The 16,391-nt window shown below is 62.2% G+C and carries 20 protein-coding genes; 10 read left to right on the forward strand and 10 right to left on the reverse strand.

Annotated elements, in window-relative coordinates; all coding sequences use genetic code 11:
- Window positions 1-21 precede the first annotated feature (21 nt).
- The 5 genes from ASD31_RS13775 to lgt form a co-directional block, all read right to left on the reverse strand.
- Entirely contained in the window at window positions 22-903 is an 882-nt protein-coding gene (locus tag ASD31_RS13775; protein WP_056334457.1) for a hypothetical protein, read from the reverse strand.
- A gap of 79 nt (window positions 904-982) precedes the next feature.
- On the reverse strand, window positions 983-2,134 hold the full coding sequence (locus ASD31_RS13780; RefSeq protein WP_056334460.1) for a M24 family metallopeptidase: 1,152 nt from the start codon (window positions 2,132-2,134) through the stop codon (window positions 983-985).
- Between the two features lies 1 nt (window position 2,135).
- The gene (gene pgeF, locus ASD31_RS13785; protein WP_056334759.1) at window positions 2,136-2,930 is read right to left on the reverse strand and encodes a peptidoglycan editing factor PgeF; all 795 of its coding nucleotides are present in this window, start codon (window positions 2,928-2,930) and stop codon (window positions 2,136-2,138) included.
- Window positions 2,931-3,087: 157 nt separating this feature from the next.
- Complete coding sequence (locus ASD31_RS13790; protein ID WP_056334462.1) at window positions 3,088-4,182, reverse strand: class I SAM-dependent methyltransferase; 1,095 nt, start codon at window positions 4,180-4,182, stop codon at window positions 3,088-3,090.
- Between the two features lie 10 nt (window positions 4,183-4,192).
- Entirely contained in the window at window positions 4,193-5,005 is an 813-nt protein-coding gene (lgt, locus tag ASD31_RS13795) for a prolipoprotein diacylglyceryl transferase (protein ID WP_056334762.1), read from the reverse strand.
- Window positions 5,006-5,219: 214 nt separating this feature from the next.
- Here lgt and ASD31_RS13800 point away from each other — a divergent pair, with 214 nt between their 5' ends.
- The 6 genes from ASD31_RS13800 to ASD31_RS13825 all read left to right on the forward strand — a co-directional run bounded on the left by ASD31_RS13800 (window position 5,220) and on the right by ASD31_RS13825 (window position 8,242).
- Window positions 5,220-5,480 carry an accessory factor UbiK family protein gene (locus ASD31_RS13800; protein ID WP_056334466.1) on the forward strand — a complete coding sequence of 87 codons (261 nt, stop codon included), beginning with the start codon at window positions 5,220-5,222 and terminating at the stop codon, window positions 5,478-5,480.
- 429 nt (window positions 5,481-5,909) lie between these two features.
- Window positions 5,910-6,410 carry a YbjN domain-containing protein gene (locus tag ASD31_RS13805; protein ID WP_056334469.1) on the forward strand — a complete coding sequence of 167 codons (501 nt, stop codon included), beginning with the start codon at window positions 5,910-5,912 and terminating at the stop codon, window positions 6,408-6,410.
- A gap of 2 nt (window positions 6,411-6,412) precedes the next feature.
- Window positions 6,413-7,231, forward strand: a complete 819-nt coding sequence (gene proC, locus ASD31_RS13810) for a pyrroline-5-carboxylate reductase (protein WP_056334471.1) — start codon at window positions 6,413-6,415, stop codon at window positions 7,229-7,231.
- 14 nt (window positions 7,232-7,245) lie between these two features.
- The gene (locus ASD31_RS13815; protein ID WP_056334474.1) at window positions 7,246-7,587 is read left to right on the forward strand and encodes a tRNA-binding protein; all 342 of its coding nucleotides are present in this window, start codon (window positions 7,246-7,248) and stop codon (window positions 7,585-7,587) included.
- An 87-nt stretch (window positions 7,588-7,674) separates the two neighbouring features.
- Window positions 7,675-7,977: a hypothetical protein gene (locus ASD31_RS13820; protein WP_056334477.1), complete on the forward strand. Its 303-nt coding sequence runs from the start codon at window positions 7,675-7,677 to the stop codon at window positions 7,975-7,977.
- The gene (locus tag ASD31_RS13825; RefSeq protein ID WP_056334480.1) at window positions 7,961-8,242 is read left to right on the forward strand and encodes a hypothetical protein; all 282 of its coding nucleotides are present in this window, start codon (window positions 7,961-7,963) and stop codon (window positions 8,240-8,242) included. Before ASD31_RS13820 ends, ASD31_RS13825 begins: the two co-directional genes overlap by 17 nt.
- A 19-nt stretch (window positions 8,243-8,261) precedes the next feature.
- Here ASD31_RS13825 and ASD31_RS13830 read toward each other — a convergent pair whose 3' ends face one another.
- Genes ASD31_RS13830 through ASD31_RS13840 form a run of 3 tightly spaced genes read right to left on the reverse strand, consistent with a single transcriptional unit; the run spans window position 8,262 to window position 10,890 of the window.
- Entirely contained in the window at window positions 8,262-9,638 is a 1,377-nt protein-coding gene (locus tag ASD31_RS13830; protein WP_056334483.1) for an ATP-binding protein, read from the reverse strand.
- 23 nt (window positions 9,639-9,661) lie between these two features.
- Complete coding sequence (locus ASD31_RS13835) at window positions 9,662-10,363, reverse strand: response regulator (RefSeq protein WP_056334486.1); 702 nt, start codon at window positions 10,361-10,363, stop codon at window positions 9,662-9,664.
- 41 nt (window positions 10,364-10,404) lie between these two features.
- Window positions 10,405-10,890 (reverse strand): MarR family winged helix-turn-helix transcriptional regulator, encoded by a 486-nt coding sequence (locus ASD31_RS13840; RefSeq protein WP_413813816.1) that lies wholly within the window; start codon window positions 10,888-10,890, stop codon window positions 10,405-10,407.
- 252 nt (window positions 10,891-11,142) lie between these two features.
- On the opposite strand from ASD31_RS13840, the gene ASD31_RS13845 reads away from it, so the two are divergent.
- A complete protein-coding gene (locus tag ASD31_RS13845) occupies window positions 11,143-12,033 on the forward strand; it encodes a branched-chain amino acid aminotransferase (protein ID WP_056334764.1) in 891 nt (296 codons plus the stop codon).
- Between the two features lie 298 nt (window positions 12,034-12,331).
- The gene (locus ASD31_RS13850) at window positions 12,332-13,480 is read left to right on the forward strand and encodes a DUF930 domain-containing protein (protein ID WP_056334491.1); all 1,149 of its coding nucleotides are present in this window, start codon (window positions 12,332-12,334) and stop codon (window positions 13,478-13,480) included.
- Window positions 13,481-13,498: 18 nt separating this feature from the next.
- Here the strand turns inward: ASD31_RS13850 and ASD31_RS13855 are convergent, their stop codons facing one another.
- The gene (locus ASD31_RS13855) at window positions 13,499-13,954 is read right to left on the reverse strand and encodes an SRPBCC family protein (protein ID WP_056334495.1); all 456 of its coding nucleotides are present in this window, start codon (window positions 13,952-13,954) and stop codon (window positions 13,499-13,501) included.
- Window positions 13,955-14,010: 56 nt separating this feature from the next.
- Here ASD31_RS13855 and ASD31_RS13860 point away from each other — a divergent pair, with 56 nt between their 5' ends.
- On the forward strand, window positions 14,011-14,340 hold the full coding sequence (locus ASD31_RS13860; RefSeq protein ID WP_056334499.1) for an ArsR/SmtB family transcription factor: 330 nt from the start codon (window positions 14,011-14,013) through the stop codon (window positions 14,338-14,340).
- Between the two features lie 188 nt (window positions 14,341-14,528).
- Complete coding sequence (locus ASD31_RS13865; protein WP_056334502.1) at window positions 14,529-14,975, forward strand: hypothetical protein; 447 nt, start codon at window positions 14,529-14,531, stop codon at window positions 14,973-14,975.
- Window positions 14,976-15,211: 236 nt separating this feature from the next.
- On the opposite strand, the gene ASD31_RS13870 is transcribed toward ASD31_RS13865, so the two are convergent.
- Window positions 15,212-15,799 carry an Imm42 family immunity protein gene (locus ASD31_RS13870; protein ID WP_056334507.1) on the reverse strand — a complete coding sequence of 196 codons (588 nt, stop codon included), beginning with the start codon at window positions 15,797-15,799 and terminating at the stop codon, window positions 15,212-15,214.
- Window positions 15,800-16,391: the final 592 nt, after the last annotated feature.

Genomic DNA, 16,391 nt, shown 5'->3' on the forward strand with positions numbered 1-16,391 from the left:
ATCGCGATGCGCCTGAGGTCGTCAGCCGGCCTGCCCGGCGCGCCAGTCGAGATAGGCGCCGATGGTCTTCGTGGCGATCGTCTGCATGGTCTGCGCGGGCACCACCGACCAGAGATCGGCCGCACTTGCTTCGACCGTGTCCTGGCCCTGGATGCGGTGCAGCCGGTTGCCGGAGCCGTCGAGCACGTCCCAGACATAGACGATGGTGGTGCTGTCGCCGTCCTTCAGGGCCGAGAAATAGCCTTTCAGTATATGCTGGCTGCTCGGATCGGAGGCGCTCTTGATGGTGATGCCGTGCGCGCGGGCCTCAGCCCCCAATTGTTTCGAAAGCGGCGTCACGGCCTCTACCGGCGCGCCGATGATCGGCAGGAAGCGGATCGTGCTTGCCGCCGCCGCGGGAGCGAGGGCTGCCGCCTTTTGCGGTTCCTCGACCGGAGCGTCCTCGTCGGCGAGCCTGATCGGGGCAGGGGAGCGCTCTTCCGCAGCCGCCTGTTCGCGCGGGGTGTCGTCGATCGGGTCGGCAAGCGGTGCGGCACGCGAGACCTGCCGTTCCTGCATCGGCATCTCGCCCTGCCGCAGGCGGCTGGCCTGCGCGCCGAGCGATCCGGCCGGGTCGGTATAGTCGGCGTCGCCCTGTACCATCAGCGTGCCGTCCGGCCCTTCGACGAAGCCTGCGGGCGGCGTCGTGGCGGCAAGCGGCGCGTTTTGGGCATAGGTCGAGGATGGCGGCTCGACATAGGCGGTCTGCTGTTCCATGGCGGCCAGATCGCGCTGGTTGACCGGCGGCGAATTGAAGGTGCCGCCGCCGACATCCACCTGCGGGGTCAGTGCATCCATGCTGTTACAGCCGGCAAGGGCCGCCACATATCCAAGGCCTGCGAGAAGGGTGATCAGCGTGCGCATCGTTCTACCGTCCGGTTGATCGGCGAAACGGGCCGGAGCCCGTTCTGCCCGTCGATCCGGCAAGGATAGAGCAATTTTCCTAAGCAGAAATGAAGTCCAGCCCGTAGCGCGAAAGGGCCTTGGGCGCGCCCTCGGTGGTCAGATAGGTCTGGCCGAGCGTCATCGCCGTGCCGCTGTCGCTGTCCATGATGATCATGTGCACGAACAGCGACATGTCCGGCTCGATCTCCTGCGGATTGCCGATATGGAACATCTGGTGCTCCATCCAGGACGGCGAGAAGCGGGCGCCGAGCGAATAGCCGCAGGCATTCAGCCGGTGGCGGGCAAGGCCGCGCTCGTCCATGATCTTGGAATGGACGTCGAAGACCGTGCCGAACGTATTGCCGGGCCGCAGCACCATCTCGATCGCCTGGATCGTATCGCGGCAGGCGCTGTAGAGTTCGCGGTGGCGGTTCGTCGGTTCGCCGATCACCACGGTGCGCATCATCGCGGCGTGGTAATGGGCGCTGACACCGGCCCATTCCAGCGTCAGCTGGTCCTGCGCATCGAGCGTGCGCCGGCCGGCCTTGTAGCGGCACAAAAGCGCGTCGGCGCCGGAGCCGATGATGAACTCATTGGCCGGATAATCGCCGCCGCCGGCAAAGACCGCGCCTTGCATGGCGGCAAGGATCGCCGCCTCGCTGCCGCCGGCCTGGATCAGCGGCAGGGCCGCATCGAGCGCGTCGTCGGCAAGGCTCGCGGCCTTCTCGACATGAAGGATTTCCGCCGGGCTCTTGACCAGCCGCAACCGGCTGACCAGCAGCGAGGCGTCCACCAGTTCACCGAAGCTCGTCAACTGCTGGTCGAGCAGGCGGGCGATGCGGCCGGTCATGCCATGCGTGTCGTATTCGATGCCGATGCGTGCGCCGAGCAGGTCGAGATCGCTCAGCAGGTTTTTCAGGTCCATGGTCGGATCGGCATTGACGCGGTCGATCCAGACCTCGACCCGTTCGATATTCGACGTGTGCTTGGCCTGGCGCAGGTCGGCCGAGCGGGTGAGCAGCACCATGGAGCCATCGGCCTTCACCACCAGCGTCTGGAAGAAGCAGTAGCCGAACGTGTCGTAGCCGGTCAGCCAATACATGCTTTCCTGCGCAAACAGCAGCATGGCGGCAAGCTTTTCTTCCTTCATTTTGGCGGTCAGCCGGTCCAGCCGGCCTGCGAATTCGTCCTGCGTGAAATGCAGTGCCATGTCATGTCTCCCGAATCGATAGTGCGGAAATCTGCCGGCCGTAATCCGGCTCGCCGCGATGGGTGGTCCGGCGGTAGGAAAAGAAATTCTCCTCGTCCGCATAGGTGCAGAGATCGAGGTTCTCGGCCGCGACGCCGGCGTCCATAAGCCGCTTCAGCGTCAGCCCCGGCAGGTCGAACATCGCATGGCCGGGCTTGGGCGAGGGCGTGAAGAAGACCTTGTAGTCGGGATCCTTCTCCAGGAACCGCTCGACGAATTCCGCTCCGACCTCGTAGTTCCTTCGGCTGATCGATGGCCCGAGGCAGGCGGCGATGGTCTCGCGGCGGGCGCCGAGCGCGACCATCGCCTCGATGGTGCTTTCGAGGACGCCGCCAAGCGCGCCCTTCCAGCCGGCATGGGCAGCCCCGATCACGCCGGCCTGCGCGTCCGCGAACAGCACGGGGCCGCAATCGGCCGACAGCACGCCGATGACCAGCCCCGGCGTCGCCGTCACCAGCGCGTCGGCCTTTGCCCGCGTGCCGTCGTAGCCTTCATCGACGATGATCGCGTCCGGCGAATGGACCTGGTGCAGGGTTGCAAGCTTTTCCGGACCGGCTCCGAACCAAGCGCTGACGCGGGCGCGGTTCTCCTCGACATGGCCGCGCTCGTCGTTCGAGCCCAGCCCGACATTGAGGCCGCGATAGATGCCCTCGGACACGCCGCCCTTGCGGGTGAAATAGCCGTGCCTGATCGTCTTTCCGGCCCGCCGGGACAGGAGTGGGCTTTGAACGGGCAAGGGCAAGGCATCATCCTTCATCGGTGGTTCTGCCCTTTCGGTGGAGTGCTGCATGATGGATTTTTCAGGCCTGTCAGTGTTGCGGCCCGGGTGATTTGGCCGGATGTTGGCCTTCGCGAAGGCTGCTGTCAATCCGCCGCAACGACCGCGAATGTCGCCGCCGCCACTTCACCTGGCCCTATTTCTGGAAGGGCGCAAGCGCCAGGCCGGGGCTGCTGACGACCAGCACCTTGAACAATTCGCCCATCCGGCCGATGCCGGCGCCGGCCAGCCGCTCGGCGTCGGCGCGGATGTTTTCCTGGGTCCCGGCATCCTTGCCGCGACCAAGGGCCGCGGCGCGTTCGGCAAGGCCGAGCGCCAGCAGGAAATCGCCCTGATAGGTCAGTCCGTTGACCTGCAGGCCCTCGGTGACCGCCCGCCTCGCGAGTTGCTCGAAATCGACATGGCTGGTGATATCGGCCTCGCCCGGATGCGCCAGCGGCGGGTCGAACTGATGGGCGCGCACGGCCTGCAACGTATCGCCGAAGCCGGTGACCATGTGGCCGTAGTCGATGATCACGGCGGTGCCGCCACCGGTACGGATGCGTTCGCTCAGCATGGCCATGATCGCGTCGCGGGCGGGTCCCGTTTCGAAGATGGTACCGAGCGCAACCGTTTCGGCGGAGGGCGGCAGAAGCGCCGGATCCAGGCCGGCGACACCGGCGGCGAAGGTCAGTTCGCCGTCGCCATCCAGTCCGACGAGCCTCTCGCGAAAACCTTGCGCCGTCTTGACGAACTGGCGGATGGGGATGGCGTCGAACAGTTCGTTGGCCGCCAGCAGCAGGAAGCCCTTAGGCAGCGTGTCGAAGCTTTCGTGCCAGGAGATCTTGAACTTGTGGGCCACCAGCGCCTGGCTCTGGACCTTCCGCAGCCTTTCGCTGGTTTCCACCAGATGGACACTCAAGACATCGTAGAGAGCCGGCGAAAGCTTGCCGATGACACGCAGGATATCGGCCATCATCGTGCCGCGGCCGGGGCCGATCTCGGCCAGAACCACGGGAGCGGGTTCGCCATGCCGCTGCCAGGCCTGGACGAGAAAGATGCCGATCATTTCGCCGAACAACTGGCTGATATCCGGCGCGGTGATGAAATCGCCGGAGGGACCGAAGGGTTCGCGGGTGCGGTAATAGCCATGTTGCGGATCGGCCAGGCAAAGCGAAAAATAATCGGTGACGCTGATCGGACCGCCGGCGAGGATCAATGCCTTGATTTTTTCGGCAAGCGGCGTCGTCATCGGCGCTCCTTCAACCGGCAGCGCTTGCGCGGCGGGCCCGCAGGATGGCCCAAAGCCCGATAAAGACCATCGGCAGCGACAGGAGCATGCCCATGGTCAGCCAGCCGCCGGCAAGATAGCCGATCTGGGCATCCGGCTCGCGGAAGAACTCGACGAAGATGCGGGCCAAGCCGTAACCGGCAACGAAGACGCCGCAGACCAGCCCCGGCGTCTTCAGCGCATGTCGGCGAGAGATCATCACGGCAAGGACGACGAGCAGGACGATGCCCTCGAGGCCGGCCTCGTAGAGCTGGCTCGGATGGCGCCCGAAGGGGCCGCCGGTCGGAAACACGACGGCCCAGGGCTGCGATGACAGGCGCCCCCAGAGTTCGCCGTTGACGAAATTGGCGACGCGGCCGAAAAACAGGCCGATCGGCACCACCGCCGCGACGATGTCGAAAAGGCTCCAGATGGCGATGCCGTTGCGCCGGGCAAAGATCAGCATGGCGATCATGGTGCCGATCAGGCCGCCATGGAAGGACATGCCGCCATTCCAGATTTCCAGCGCGCGCAGCGGGTTCTGCAGCACGCTGGCGAGATCGTAGAACAGGATATAGCCGATACGCCCGCCGCCGACGATGCCGGCCGCAACCCAGAGCAGGAAGTCGTCGATCTGCGTTTCGCTTGCCGGGCTTGCGCCATTGCGCCACAGCGAGGGATTGGCCACCAGCCGGCGGGCATAGCGCCAGCCGAGGAGGATGCCCGCCACATAGGCCAGCCCGTACCAATGGATCTGCAACGGGCCAATGGATAGTAGGACCGGATCGATTTCCGGAAAGGGCATGATCGAGAACAGCGTCGTTATTGTTTCCAAGGTCTTGGTTCATTTCCTGCTGTTGTTTGGCGGAACATGGCCTTACCGCCGGGCCCGGTCAAGGCGCGGGCGGGGCCGGAAAGCCGGTCATCACCGGTATTTTTTCTTGCATCGGCCCCCATGTCCCCCTACCTCCTTTGCAGGATCCGGCAACGGACAGGCGACGAGAGATCGGAGACGAGAGATGAGCACGGGCGCAAACCGCATATTGGACGATTTTGCCAAGTTGATGACGGATGCCGCGGGCGCGGCGCAGGGCGTGCGGCGGGAAATGGAGACCGCCTTTCGTGCGCAGGGCGAGCGGCTGCTGAATTCCATGGACATCGTCAAGCGCGAGGAATTCGAAGCCGTGCGCGAAATGGCGCTCAAGGCGCGCGAGGAAAATGACGTGCTTCTGGCGAGGATAGCGGCGCTCGAAGCGCGCCTGCCGGAAGCCTCCAACTGACATCGAACTCCCGTTCGACCGGGCGGCGGGGTTGCCTTGCCGCCCGTCGGCCTTGTTGCGCTCGGGGCGACGGTCGATTTTAGCCGCGCGGTCCCTCAACAACAATTTTCATAAATTTTTTACCCTGTGGACACTGTCAAAAAATGCTTACGGCAGAGTCGTTTAAGAACCCGCGCTGAATCATTTTCAGAGAGCCTATCCACAGCCTGCCGGGCGAATTTCAGCGCAGGGGGCTTTCATGCGGACTCCCGCATTATACACTGATTTTAAATGATGATTCGAAACGGGTCACGCAAGCTCCGGGCAGGGTAGACAAGCCAGGATGGTCGTGTTTCCGCAAGCATAGTGTTCGTTTCCGGCGTTTGAGTTTGCAGTTGTCGCGTAAGCGCGATGACGCATGCCTGTGTGCCGGGACTTTTGGGGTGATGCATGAGCCTGATGGAACTGGAACTTGAGCGCCAATCGAACCCGGTCGACATGATCGAGTTCGTCGCCGCCAACAATGATTGGTGCTTCGAGCGCTCGGGCGAAGACGAGATCGCCATGACCGTCGAGGGCAAATGGACGGACTATCACGTCTCCTTCTCCTGGATGGAGGAATTCGAGGCGCTGCATCTTGCCTGCGCCTTCGACATCAAGGTCCCCGAAAGCCGCGTCAACGAGGTGATCCGGCTGCTCTCCCATATCAACGGACAGGTGCTGATGGGTCATTTCGACCTGTGGCGCCAGGAAGACGTCGTGATCTTCCGTCAGTCGCTGCTTCTGGCCGGCGGCGCCGAGCCCACGAACCAGCAGGTCGAAGTGCTGCTTTCCAGCGCGCTGGAAGCCTGTGAGACCTATTTCCAGGCCTTCCAGTTCGTCGTCTGGTCCGGTGTCGACGCGCAGAGCGCCGTCGAGGCGGTCATGTTCGAAACCGTCGGAGAGGCGTGATCATGGCGGTGGCTGCGGCAGGACCGATCGTTCTCATCGGCGCGGGCAATATGGGCGGGGCAATGCTCGCCGGTTGGTTGAAGAGCGGCATTGCCGGCGAGACCATCCTCGTCATCGATCCAGGTCCGCCTCCGGCCATGGCCAGGCTGATCGCCGACAACGGCGTCCGCCACGAAACCACGGCGCCTGAAGGCGTCAAGGCCGGGGTCCTGTTTCTCGCCGTCAAGCCGCAGATGATGGCGAAGGTGCTGCCTTCCTTGAAAGCGCTTGTCGGGCCGCAGACCGTCGTTGTCTCCGTTGCTGCCGGCACCACGCTTGGCACCATGCGGTCGCATCTCGGCGAATGCGCCATGGTGCGCGCCATGCCGAATACGCCGGCGATGATCGGTCGTGGCATCACCGGCGCCTTTGCCAATGACAGTGTCTCGAAGGCGGCGCGCGATCTCGTCCACGATCTCCTGAAAGTGTCGGGCCCGGTCGAATGGGTCGAGACCGAAGCGGATATAGATGCGGTCACGGCCGTTTCCGGCAGCGGCCCGGCCTATGTCTTCTATCTCGTCGAGTGCATGGCGGAGGCCGGTCGCAAGGCCGGACTTCAGGCGGACCTCGCCATGCGGCTCGCACGAGAAACCGTCGCGGGGGCTGGTGAACTCTTGCACCAGTCCCCCGATGACGCCGCCAAGCTGCGCCAGAACGTGACCTCTCCGGGCGGCACCACGGCCGCGGCCCTTTCCTTCCTCATGGCGGATGATGGCATGCAGCCGCTGTTCGACAAGGCCATCGCGGCTGCCCGAAAGCGGGCCGAAGAGCTGGCCGGCTGAACGGGGTTTTCATAATGACCGAGACAATCGCCTATGCCGATTTCGAGCGCGTCGATATTCGTGTCGGCACGATCCTGGAGGCTTCGGCCTTTCCGGAGGCGCGCAAGCCGGCCATCAAACTGGTCATCGATTTCGGAGCGGAGATCGGCATCAAAAAATCCTCGGCGCAGATCACCGTCCACTATACGCCGGAAAGCCTGGTCGGCCGCCAGGTGCTGGGCGTCGTCAATTTCCCGCCGCGTCAGATCGGCCCGTTCCGCTCGGAAGTCCTGACGCTCGGCTTCGAGGACGAAGCCGGCGCCATCGTCCTTGCCGCTACCGACAAGCCGGTGCCGAACGGCAAGCGGCTTCTGTAGGGCCGACATCCATTGCTTCGATTGCAGGTTCATGGTGCGAACTGCGCGGCCAGTTTGACAAGCCATGCTCTGTCCATACAATAGGCCATGCCGAAATTTCTTTGGAGCATCGAGAAGAACCGTGCCCTGAAGGAGCATTCCGACAGGCATATCTGTTTCGAGGATATTGTCGCCGGAATTGACGCGGGAGGCCTGCTGGACGATATCGAGCACCCGAATTTTGAGAAATACCCGAACCAGCGCATATTGGTGGTCGCGTTCTCCGGCTATGTCTATGCCGTTCCCTATATACAGGAAGCGGATGGCAGCCTCTTTTTAAAGACAGCCTTTCCCAGTCGAAGGCTCAGGCGGATTTATCTGCCAGGAGAAGATCATGACGAAGAAACCTGAAATCGGCCATTATCTCGATGACGAAGAAGCGTCGCTGGTCGAAGCGCTTGAAAAGAGCGATGCTCCGCTCACCAGTATACTGACGGCTGAACGGCGCGGCGCCTTGGAGGCAATGGCACGCGAAGCGTTCAGCGACAGTCGTGAAAAGATCTCGCTGCGCGTATCGCGGTCCGATCTTGCCCGTTTGAAGTCGCGTGCCCTACAGGAAGGCGTGCCCTACCAGACCCTGATCAATTCCATCATCCATAAATATGTATCGGGTTGATCGCCCGTGTCGGCATTCTTCACGCCGGCACCCGGACCACCGCGCGCAATCCACCCAGCGGGCTGTCCGACAGGGTGACATTGCCGCCGTGGCTGCGGGCGATGTCGCGGGCGATGGCAAGGCCGAGGCCGGTTCCGGAACTGTCCAGATTGCGCGCCTCGTCGAGCCGGAAGAACGGCTTGAAGACATCGTCGCGGGAGGCTTCGGGAATGCCCGGCCCGTCGTCGTCGATGGTGATCGTCAGCCAACGGATGCCGTGCCTTGCCTCGATATGCACGCTATCGGCATAGCGATAGGCATTGGAGGCAAGATTGGAGACGAGCCGGGTGAAGGCGTTGGGCCGGACGCGGACATGGTCGTCTCCCTCCACCGCGGTGGTCACGGTCTTGCCGTGCAGTTCGGCTTCCAGGGTGAGCCGGTTCATCAGGTCGCTCAGCTTCAATTGCCCGACATCCTCTTCCGCCTCGCCGCGGGCAAAGGCCAGATAGGCTTCGAGCATGCTCTGCATGTCCTCGACATCCTGGTTGAGATTGTCGAGATCGGCGTTGTCGCCGGCCAGCGCCAGTTGCAGCTTGAAGCGGGTGAGGATGGTGCGCAGATCGTGGCTGACGCCGGTCAGCATCGCGGTGCGCTGCTCGATCTGGCGCTCGACGCGGTCGCGCATCTGGATGAAGGCAAGCCCGGCACGGCGGATCTCGTCCGCCCCGCGCGGCGAGAAGTCATCGATCTTCTGTCCCTTGCCGAAACTTTCGGCCGCCTTGGCAAGGTTGAGGATTGGCCTGATCTGGCCGCGCAGGAAAAGGATGGCGATGGTGAGAAGCACCAGCGAGGCGCCGACCATCCAGACGATGAAGATATGCGCATTGGACGCATAGGCCTGGCCACGTCGGGCAAAGACCCTGAGGATGCGCTCGCCGTCAAGCGCGATACGCACTTCGACCAGGTCGGAATTGCCGATCGTATCGACCCAATAAGGTCGGCCGATCTGATGCTCGATCTCCTCGCCGAGAATCCTGTCGAGAATTTCGAACAGCGCCTCCGGCTGGGGCGGCGGCAGCTTGCCGTCGGGCTCGATGCTGACGCCGAGGCCGAGCTTTTGGCGGGCAATGCGAATGATTTTCGCCCGATCGCTTTCAGGCGAGGTTTCGATCAGTTCGATAATGGCGGCGATATCGCTGGTGACGGCGGCCGAGAGGCGCTGCGTGACCATCTGCCAGTGCCGCTCCATGAAGACGAAGGCGACGACCGACTGCAGAAGCACCATTGGAATGATGACGATGAGCAATGAGCGGGCATAAAGGCCCATCGGCAATTGGCGGCGCAGCCAGCGTGTCAGCCGCAGCCAGCCGGTGTCCAGCTTCCTCGCCCGGTGGCGCAATATGTCAAGATTTGCCATGAGCGCCGGTCCCGTTCATCCCGTCAATCCACGCTCAGCCGGTAGCCGATGCCGCGCACCGTCTGCAGCCAGACCGGATTAGACGGATCGTCCTCGATCTTGCGGCGCAGGCGGTTGATCTGCACATCGATCGTGCGTTCGCCCACCTCGGCATCGTCGCTCACCAGTTCGTGGCGGGGGATGGTTTCGCCGGCGCGTTGCGAAAACAGCATCATGATCTCCTGCTCGCGATCGGTGAGGCGGATGTGGTCGGCGCCGCGGCGAAGCTCCCGGCGCACCACCGAAAAGGTGAAGGGGCCGAAGATCACCTGCTCCACCTTCGGCGCCTTGGCAGGCGCGTTGCGGCGCAGGATATTGTTGATGCGCAATACCAGTTCGCGGGGATCGAAGGGCTTTGGCAGGTAATCGTCGGCGCCGGCTTCCAGCCCCTCGATGCGGGCATTCGCCTCGGCAAGCGCGGTCAGCATGATCACCGGCACGGTCTTCACCTTGCGCAGGCTCTGGGTCAGCGAAATCCCGGTCTCGCCCGGCATCATGACATCGACGATCAGGAGGTCGTAGTCGATGCCCTCCAGCTTTCGCCGCGCCTCGCCGGCATCCCCGGCCGTCGTCACCCGAAACCCCTTTTCCATCAGGAAGCGGTTGAGCAGGTCGCGGATGCGGCGGTCGTCGTCCACCACCAGCAGATGGGGCGCGTCGTCGTCGATCCTTGTCGTCTTTGCCATCGTCGTTCTAAGCCCTGTCTCGCTGTCTGGCATGCGTGGTCCTAGCCGTCCTCGGCGTTCTTCATGCCGGCGAGGAAACGCCGGACCATGTCGCGGGCGCCCGGGCCGCTCCTTGTCATCGCCTCGGCAATGCGCCGCGATTGCGGCTCCGCCAAGGCCCGCGCCAGGGTCTTGCCTTCCTTGGTGGTGTAAAGCTTGCGCTGGCGGCGGTCCTGCGGGCCGGTCACCTGGTGGATATAGCCGGAATCGATCAACTGCTTCAAAACGCGGGCGAGGCTCTGCTTGGTGATCTTCAGCGTATCGAGAAGATCGGCAACCGTCATGCCCGGTTCGCGATCGACGAAATGCAGGACGCGGTGATGGGCGCGCCCAAAACCGCGTTTTTCAAGGATCACGTCGGGATCGGAGGTGAAATCGCGATAGGCGAAGAAGAGCAGCTCGATGATCTCGAAATCGACCGCGTCCGGATTGTCGGGATCGGCCGGAGCGGTGTCCGTACCGGCCTTCTGGTTGGGCTGTCCTGCCACGCCGTCATTTCCTTTCAACTGCGGCATGTCTGCCTTTGGAATATGTCAGTTTCATTGACATATTTTTTCGCCCTTGGTAAGCCTCTGGTCTCTGGAGGGCACGGACCGGCGTCACTATCGTTGAAGATAGGCCCTGCCGCGCCGGCCGCCAATCCAAATCAGCATGATGGATTTCCCATTCCGTTTGTCGCCCGGCAGGGCAGGCAAGAGACGCAACGCAAAGATGGCGCATGGACGCCAGGGATCAAGACGATGGCATCAGTTCCTTTTGACCGCATGGACGGACAGATCTGGTTCAATGGCGAGTTCGTGGAGTGGAAGGACGCGAAAATCCACGTGCTGACGCATGGCCTTCACTATGCAAGCGCCGTGTTCGAAGGCGAGCGGGCCTATGGCGGCCGCATCTTCAAGCTCACCGAGCACAATCGCCGCCTGCACAAATCGGCGGAAATCCTCGGCTTTTCCATCCCCTACAGCGTCGAGGAACTGGATGCGGCGACGATCGAGCTTCTGAAGCGTCAGGGATTCGCCGATGCCTATGTCCGGCCGATCGCCTGGCGCGGCTCGGAGATGATGGGCGTATCGGCCCAGAACAACCGCATCAATGTCGCCATCGCCATCTGGCAATGGGGCAGCTATTTCAATCCGGCCGAAAAGCTCAAGGGCATCCGCCTCGACATCGCCGAATATCGCCGCCCCGATCCGAAGACCGCCCCTTGCGCCTCCAAGGCTGCCGGCCTCTACATGATCTGCACCATCTCCAAGCATGCGGCGGAAGCCAAGGGCTATGCGGATGCGATGATGCTCGACTATCGCGGCCAGGTGGCCGAAGCGACGGGCGCCAACATCTTCTTCGTCAAGGACGGCGTCATCCATACGCCGATCCCTGATTGCTTCCTCAACGGCATCACCCGCCAGACGGTCATCGAGCTTGCCCAGCGCCGCGGCTACGAGGTGGTCGAACGGGTGATCCTGCCGGAAGAGCTTTCGCAGTTTTCCGAATGCTTCCTCACCGGATCGGCCGCGGAAGTGACGCCGGTCTCCGAGATCGGCCCCTACCGCTTCACGCCGGCGACCATCTGCGAAACGCTGATGAACGACTATATGAAGGAAGTCTATCCGGTGGCCGCTGCCGCCGAATAATGGCCGGTCCGAAAGCAGATCGAAGACGGCTGGTGCCGCCGCGGTCTGCCGGCATGCCGGAAACAACGGCGACCGCTGCCGGGCCGCATGATCTATGGCCTGAATCAAGCCGGGCTTTGCTTATAGCCTGACCCGACCACCGGCCGTTTTTCGTTTTGCCCGCCGCCGCCGCGCCCTGCCGCTGGGAAAGGCCGCCGCTTCGTGCTAGGCATGGCCAACAACCTGCCGCCCGAGCGGCCGGCTTCGCCCTTTCCCGCCGGTCACGATCCGGCCCGTATCGCGCCCTATCCACCAAGGCATGCAGCAGAAAATTTTCAAGGGAAGAGCAGGGTTTGGCGCGGGGCTTGCGGTCTCGCTCGTCGCGCATCTCGGTCTTGCCGTGTTCTTTCTGCTGCGCCTGCCCACCGACCAGCCAAAGCCGGAAAAAGAAGAGACGGTGCAGGTCGAGATGGTGCCGGAGCCCGAGAAGAAACCGGAGCCGGAAAAGAAGCCGCAGGAAAAGCCCGCGCCACGGCCAAAGCCGCAGGAGGACATACAGCCTGTCGAGAAGCCGGCTGAAAAGGCCGGGGAAAAACCGGTGGCCAAGGCTGAGTCTCAACCCGTGAACAAACCGGCGGAGAAGCAGCCGGAGGCGAAAAAGACCGAGGAGAAAGAGGTGAAGGCCGCGCCGCTCCCGCCGCAGGCCTTCGAGGCCGCGGTGAGGGACGGCGGCAAGGAAGCGGGCGGCGACCGTCCGTCGGAGCCGGAGAAAAAGCCGGATATCGAGCCGCGCGCCGATCGCGCCCTTCCTCCAGCGGGGCAGGAAACGCCGCAGAAAAGCGAACCGGATCTGACGAAGCCGCAGGACAAGCCGCTGGAGACACCGGCGGTCGCCAGGCTGCCGGAGCTCGATCTGCCCGAGTCCGTCAATCCCACCGACGCCCTCAACGAAGGCGAGGCGCCGATCGAGACTGTTCCGACGCCACAGGCAAGGCCGAAGGACGTGCCGACGGACAGTCAGGCGGTGGCGGTTCAGGAACTCGCTTCAGCAGAAAATCAGGCGCCGGACGCCCGCCCCAATCGCCCGCCATCGGAACTGACCTCGGCCACCGAGCTTTATTCCGCCGACACGCTGTCCGATCCGCGCGTGCGCCAGGCGCTGGGCAAGCTGCCGAGAGAGCGGCGGATCGTGCAGATCTGCATGATCGAGACGCTGGAGCAGGTCCGCCGCTCCCGGCCGGATACCGTGCCGCAGGGGTTGTTCTTCGACCCACGCAATGGCTCGCCGATCTCGGGCCTGACGATGACGGCCAATGGCGCCGCCTACAAGACCGCCGGCGGATGGATCGATGTCGACTTCAAATGCACAGTCAATAACGATATCGATAACATTACCGCCTTCAGCTTCGCGGTCGGCGGTTCGGTGCCGAAAAGCCAGTGGCAGGCGCGACGGTTTCCGAAGAATTGAGCCAGCCACGCCCGGCGGCTATTTGTAGAAGCCCTCGCGCAGATTGATGCCGTGTTCCAGCCAGGCCTTCATGGCGCAGAGCGCGCCCGTCCATCCCTCGCAATTGCCGTAGGAGCCCTTCAGCCCGGCCGGTGTCTCGCGCCAGCCTTCCTCGCGGATCGAAACCAGCGTGCGGTCGCCGTCGATCGGCTCGAAACGCATGGTCACCGTCGTGTCATAGCCGCCATCCCCGTTGCTGCCGTCGACGGCCCATTGGAAGACGATCTTCTCGTCCTTGACGACATCGATCACTTTCACCGGAAAGGCGCCGGGAAAATCGTGAAAGTCCCAGGTCACGGTCGCGCCTTTTTCCAGCCGCCCCTTGGCGCCGCCCGTGGTAAAATACCGCGATAATTGTTTGGGATCGACCACCGCCTCGAAAACCTCCGATACGGGCTTGGCAATCCTGCCGGCAACCCTGAATGTCAGTTCCATGATCCGTCCTCCGTTTCGGGCTTGTTGCTGGAAACATTATGTTGTAAAAACGTAACATGTCAATCGATGCGCAGAACGACCGTATTTTCAAGGCCCTGTCGGCGACCAGCCGGCGCGCCATTCTCGATATATTGAAGGATCAACCGCGCACCACCGGGGAACTCTGCGCCTGTTTCCCGGCGCTCGACCGCTGCACGGTGATGCAGCACCTGAAGGTGCTGGAGGCCGCCGATCTGGTGATCGTCAGCCGCGAAGGCCGCGAACGCTGGAACCATCTCAATCCGCTGCCGATCAAGCAGATCCACGACCGCTGGATCGGCCCGCATGCCGCCAGGGCCGTCGAACTGCTCGGCCGCCTGAAAGAGGACATGGAAGGGGAGGCGTAGGCTCTCCGTCAGCAACCTTTAGGACGTTTTTTCGCTCCTGAAACGAGGGCTCGTCGCCGACTGACGAGATGAGAGAATTCGGCCCATGGAGTTTGATGTGCCGTGCCGCCTGTTTTCGGCTATCGATATATTAATCCCTGAAGCAGCTTGAGGCTGGACGCTGGAGCCTGCGCAATCCTGGAAGTAAAATGGATCATCAAGTTCTCGAAGAAATCGCCAAAATCTTGAATGCCGATGCCCGGAACTACACCGTCTTCCTGCAATTTTTCGAAGTGTCCTTGCCGAAACCAGCCGGAAAAGAAACTATCATCAAAACAGCTTTGGGGGCTGATGCAACACTCGGCGGTATCCAAGAGGTCGAAAAAGCATCTGTTTGGCCCAATCTAAAACTTGCGCTGCTTTATGCGGGCGATAATGGCGCTGGTCCAGCGGCTGCTACAATTCAATCGGAAAGGTTGCTCGTATTAATGGGGGTTCTCGAAAACGAGGTCCGCTATCTTGTAGATGCAGCAAACACCACTGAATCATTTTGGCTGCAGGGCGGGCACCCCGCATACCCAGTGTTTTGGGACTTCGCCTATCTTATCTTAGGGAAGGCGGGCGCAAGCATTCTCATAGGGTCAAGCTCCGACTAGACGAGACTTTGTCAACACGACCTGAGCATACTCAACGCAGGAGAGGGCGTTAGCGCATACTTCTCCAGTCTGAGTTCCTTCCATTTGGTGGTGTTCATCAGCGAGATAAGCGTAACGCCGTCTGCTGAAGCCAGAGTGAAATCACGAATGAAGCCAGAGTGAAATCACGAAAGCCAAATACGCCATCGCCAAAAAACCACGTTGAATCACGCTTTCTTTGATTTCGGAATCCAAGCTTAAACGGCAGGCGGGCGAGTGGTTATGGCCTTCAGCCGATTTGTTCGCTCCATGGAGAATAATGTCTTCCAACCAGAAACAATGGCGTAGAAAAGGTCGGCGCCCATCCATTCTTCGCTGATGGTTTGAGGCAAATCGTCCGGCGCTCCCGTATTCAAGAACGCGATAATGCGCACGCGGCTATCCACGTCGAACTGCAAAATGTGGCTTCCATCATCAAAAGCCTCGTCCCCATCTGGAGCCCATATTGCCCCGCTCGATTGTAAAGCATCAACGAACTGGTGCCGCGAAATCCCGAAGTAGTCCGTTCGTGCAGTATCACGATAAAAGGCATCGAGGTAGGCTGCAGCAACCTCAGCGGCTGGAACATCGTCCGGGATAGGAGCCACATGCGTTCCCCGCCGTTGCAACCTATATTCGACCGCGTTGAATGAGCACCCAAGCATGGACGCATCGGGCTGTCTAACACCAAAAGCTCGTCCACCGACGTAGATTACGAAAAAGCCCAGCGCTAATTGGGAGAGATTTTCCACCGCTTCGGTAATCCCGCTTTCGATTGCGAAAACGCGGCAGTCGCCCACTATCATCGGTTACCCTTGTGCCTTCATTCTCAACAGGGCGATCAAGACTGTCCGTAGGAGACTTGTCAACAGGCCTAGATTCTTCCTGGCTCGGTCAGTCATGCCTTCCGCCGATGGCCTGTATCAACCTTGGTCGGGGGATTTCCTGTAGGGTCCGGGCGCCCGCCCCAATGCCTTTTCCGCTGCGAACTGAGCCGGCAAGGCTGTGAATGCCGGCCGCGCGCCGCCTCTCACGCTTTCATTTCCAAAAAACTTCATCCCCGTTTATCCCCGCGCCCTTCGCCCATGCCTAGAATGACCTCGTTCCACCACGGATACACCGGTTTGCGTTGCCGGCGAGGTGGGGCCGGTGCCCGGCGGGTTCTTATCCCCGCGCCCTTCGCCCATGCCTAGAATGACCTCGTTCCACCACGGATACACCGGTTTGCGTTGCCGGCGAGGTGGGGCCGGTGCCCGGCGGGTTTTGCGAAACGCGCGCAAGATTTCCGGGGCTGCGTGAAAGGCGGTTCTCCTCCGGCTCGCAAATGGGCCGGGCGTGCCGGGTAGCCACGCCACGGGCGGTTCACTCCGCCGGGCGGCTTTGCCGTCCAAGGGCCCA

Origin of the sequence: Rhizobium sp. Root482, assembly GCF_001426565.1 — a bacterium.
Taxonomy (GTDB): domain Bacteria; phylum Pseudomonadota; class Alphaproteobacteria; order Rhizobiales; family Rhizobiaceae; genus Pararhizobium.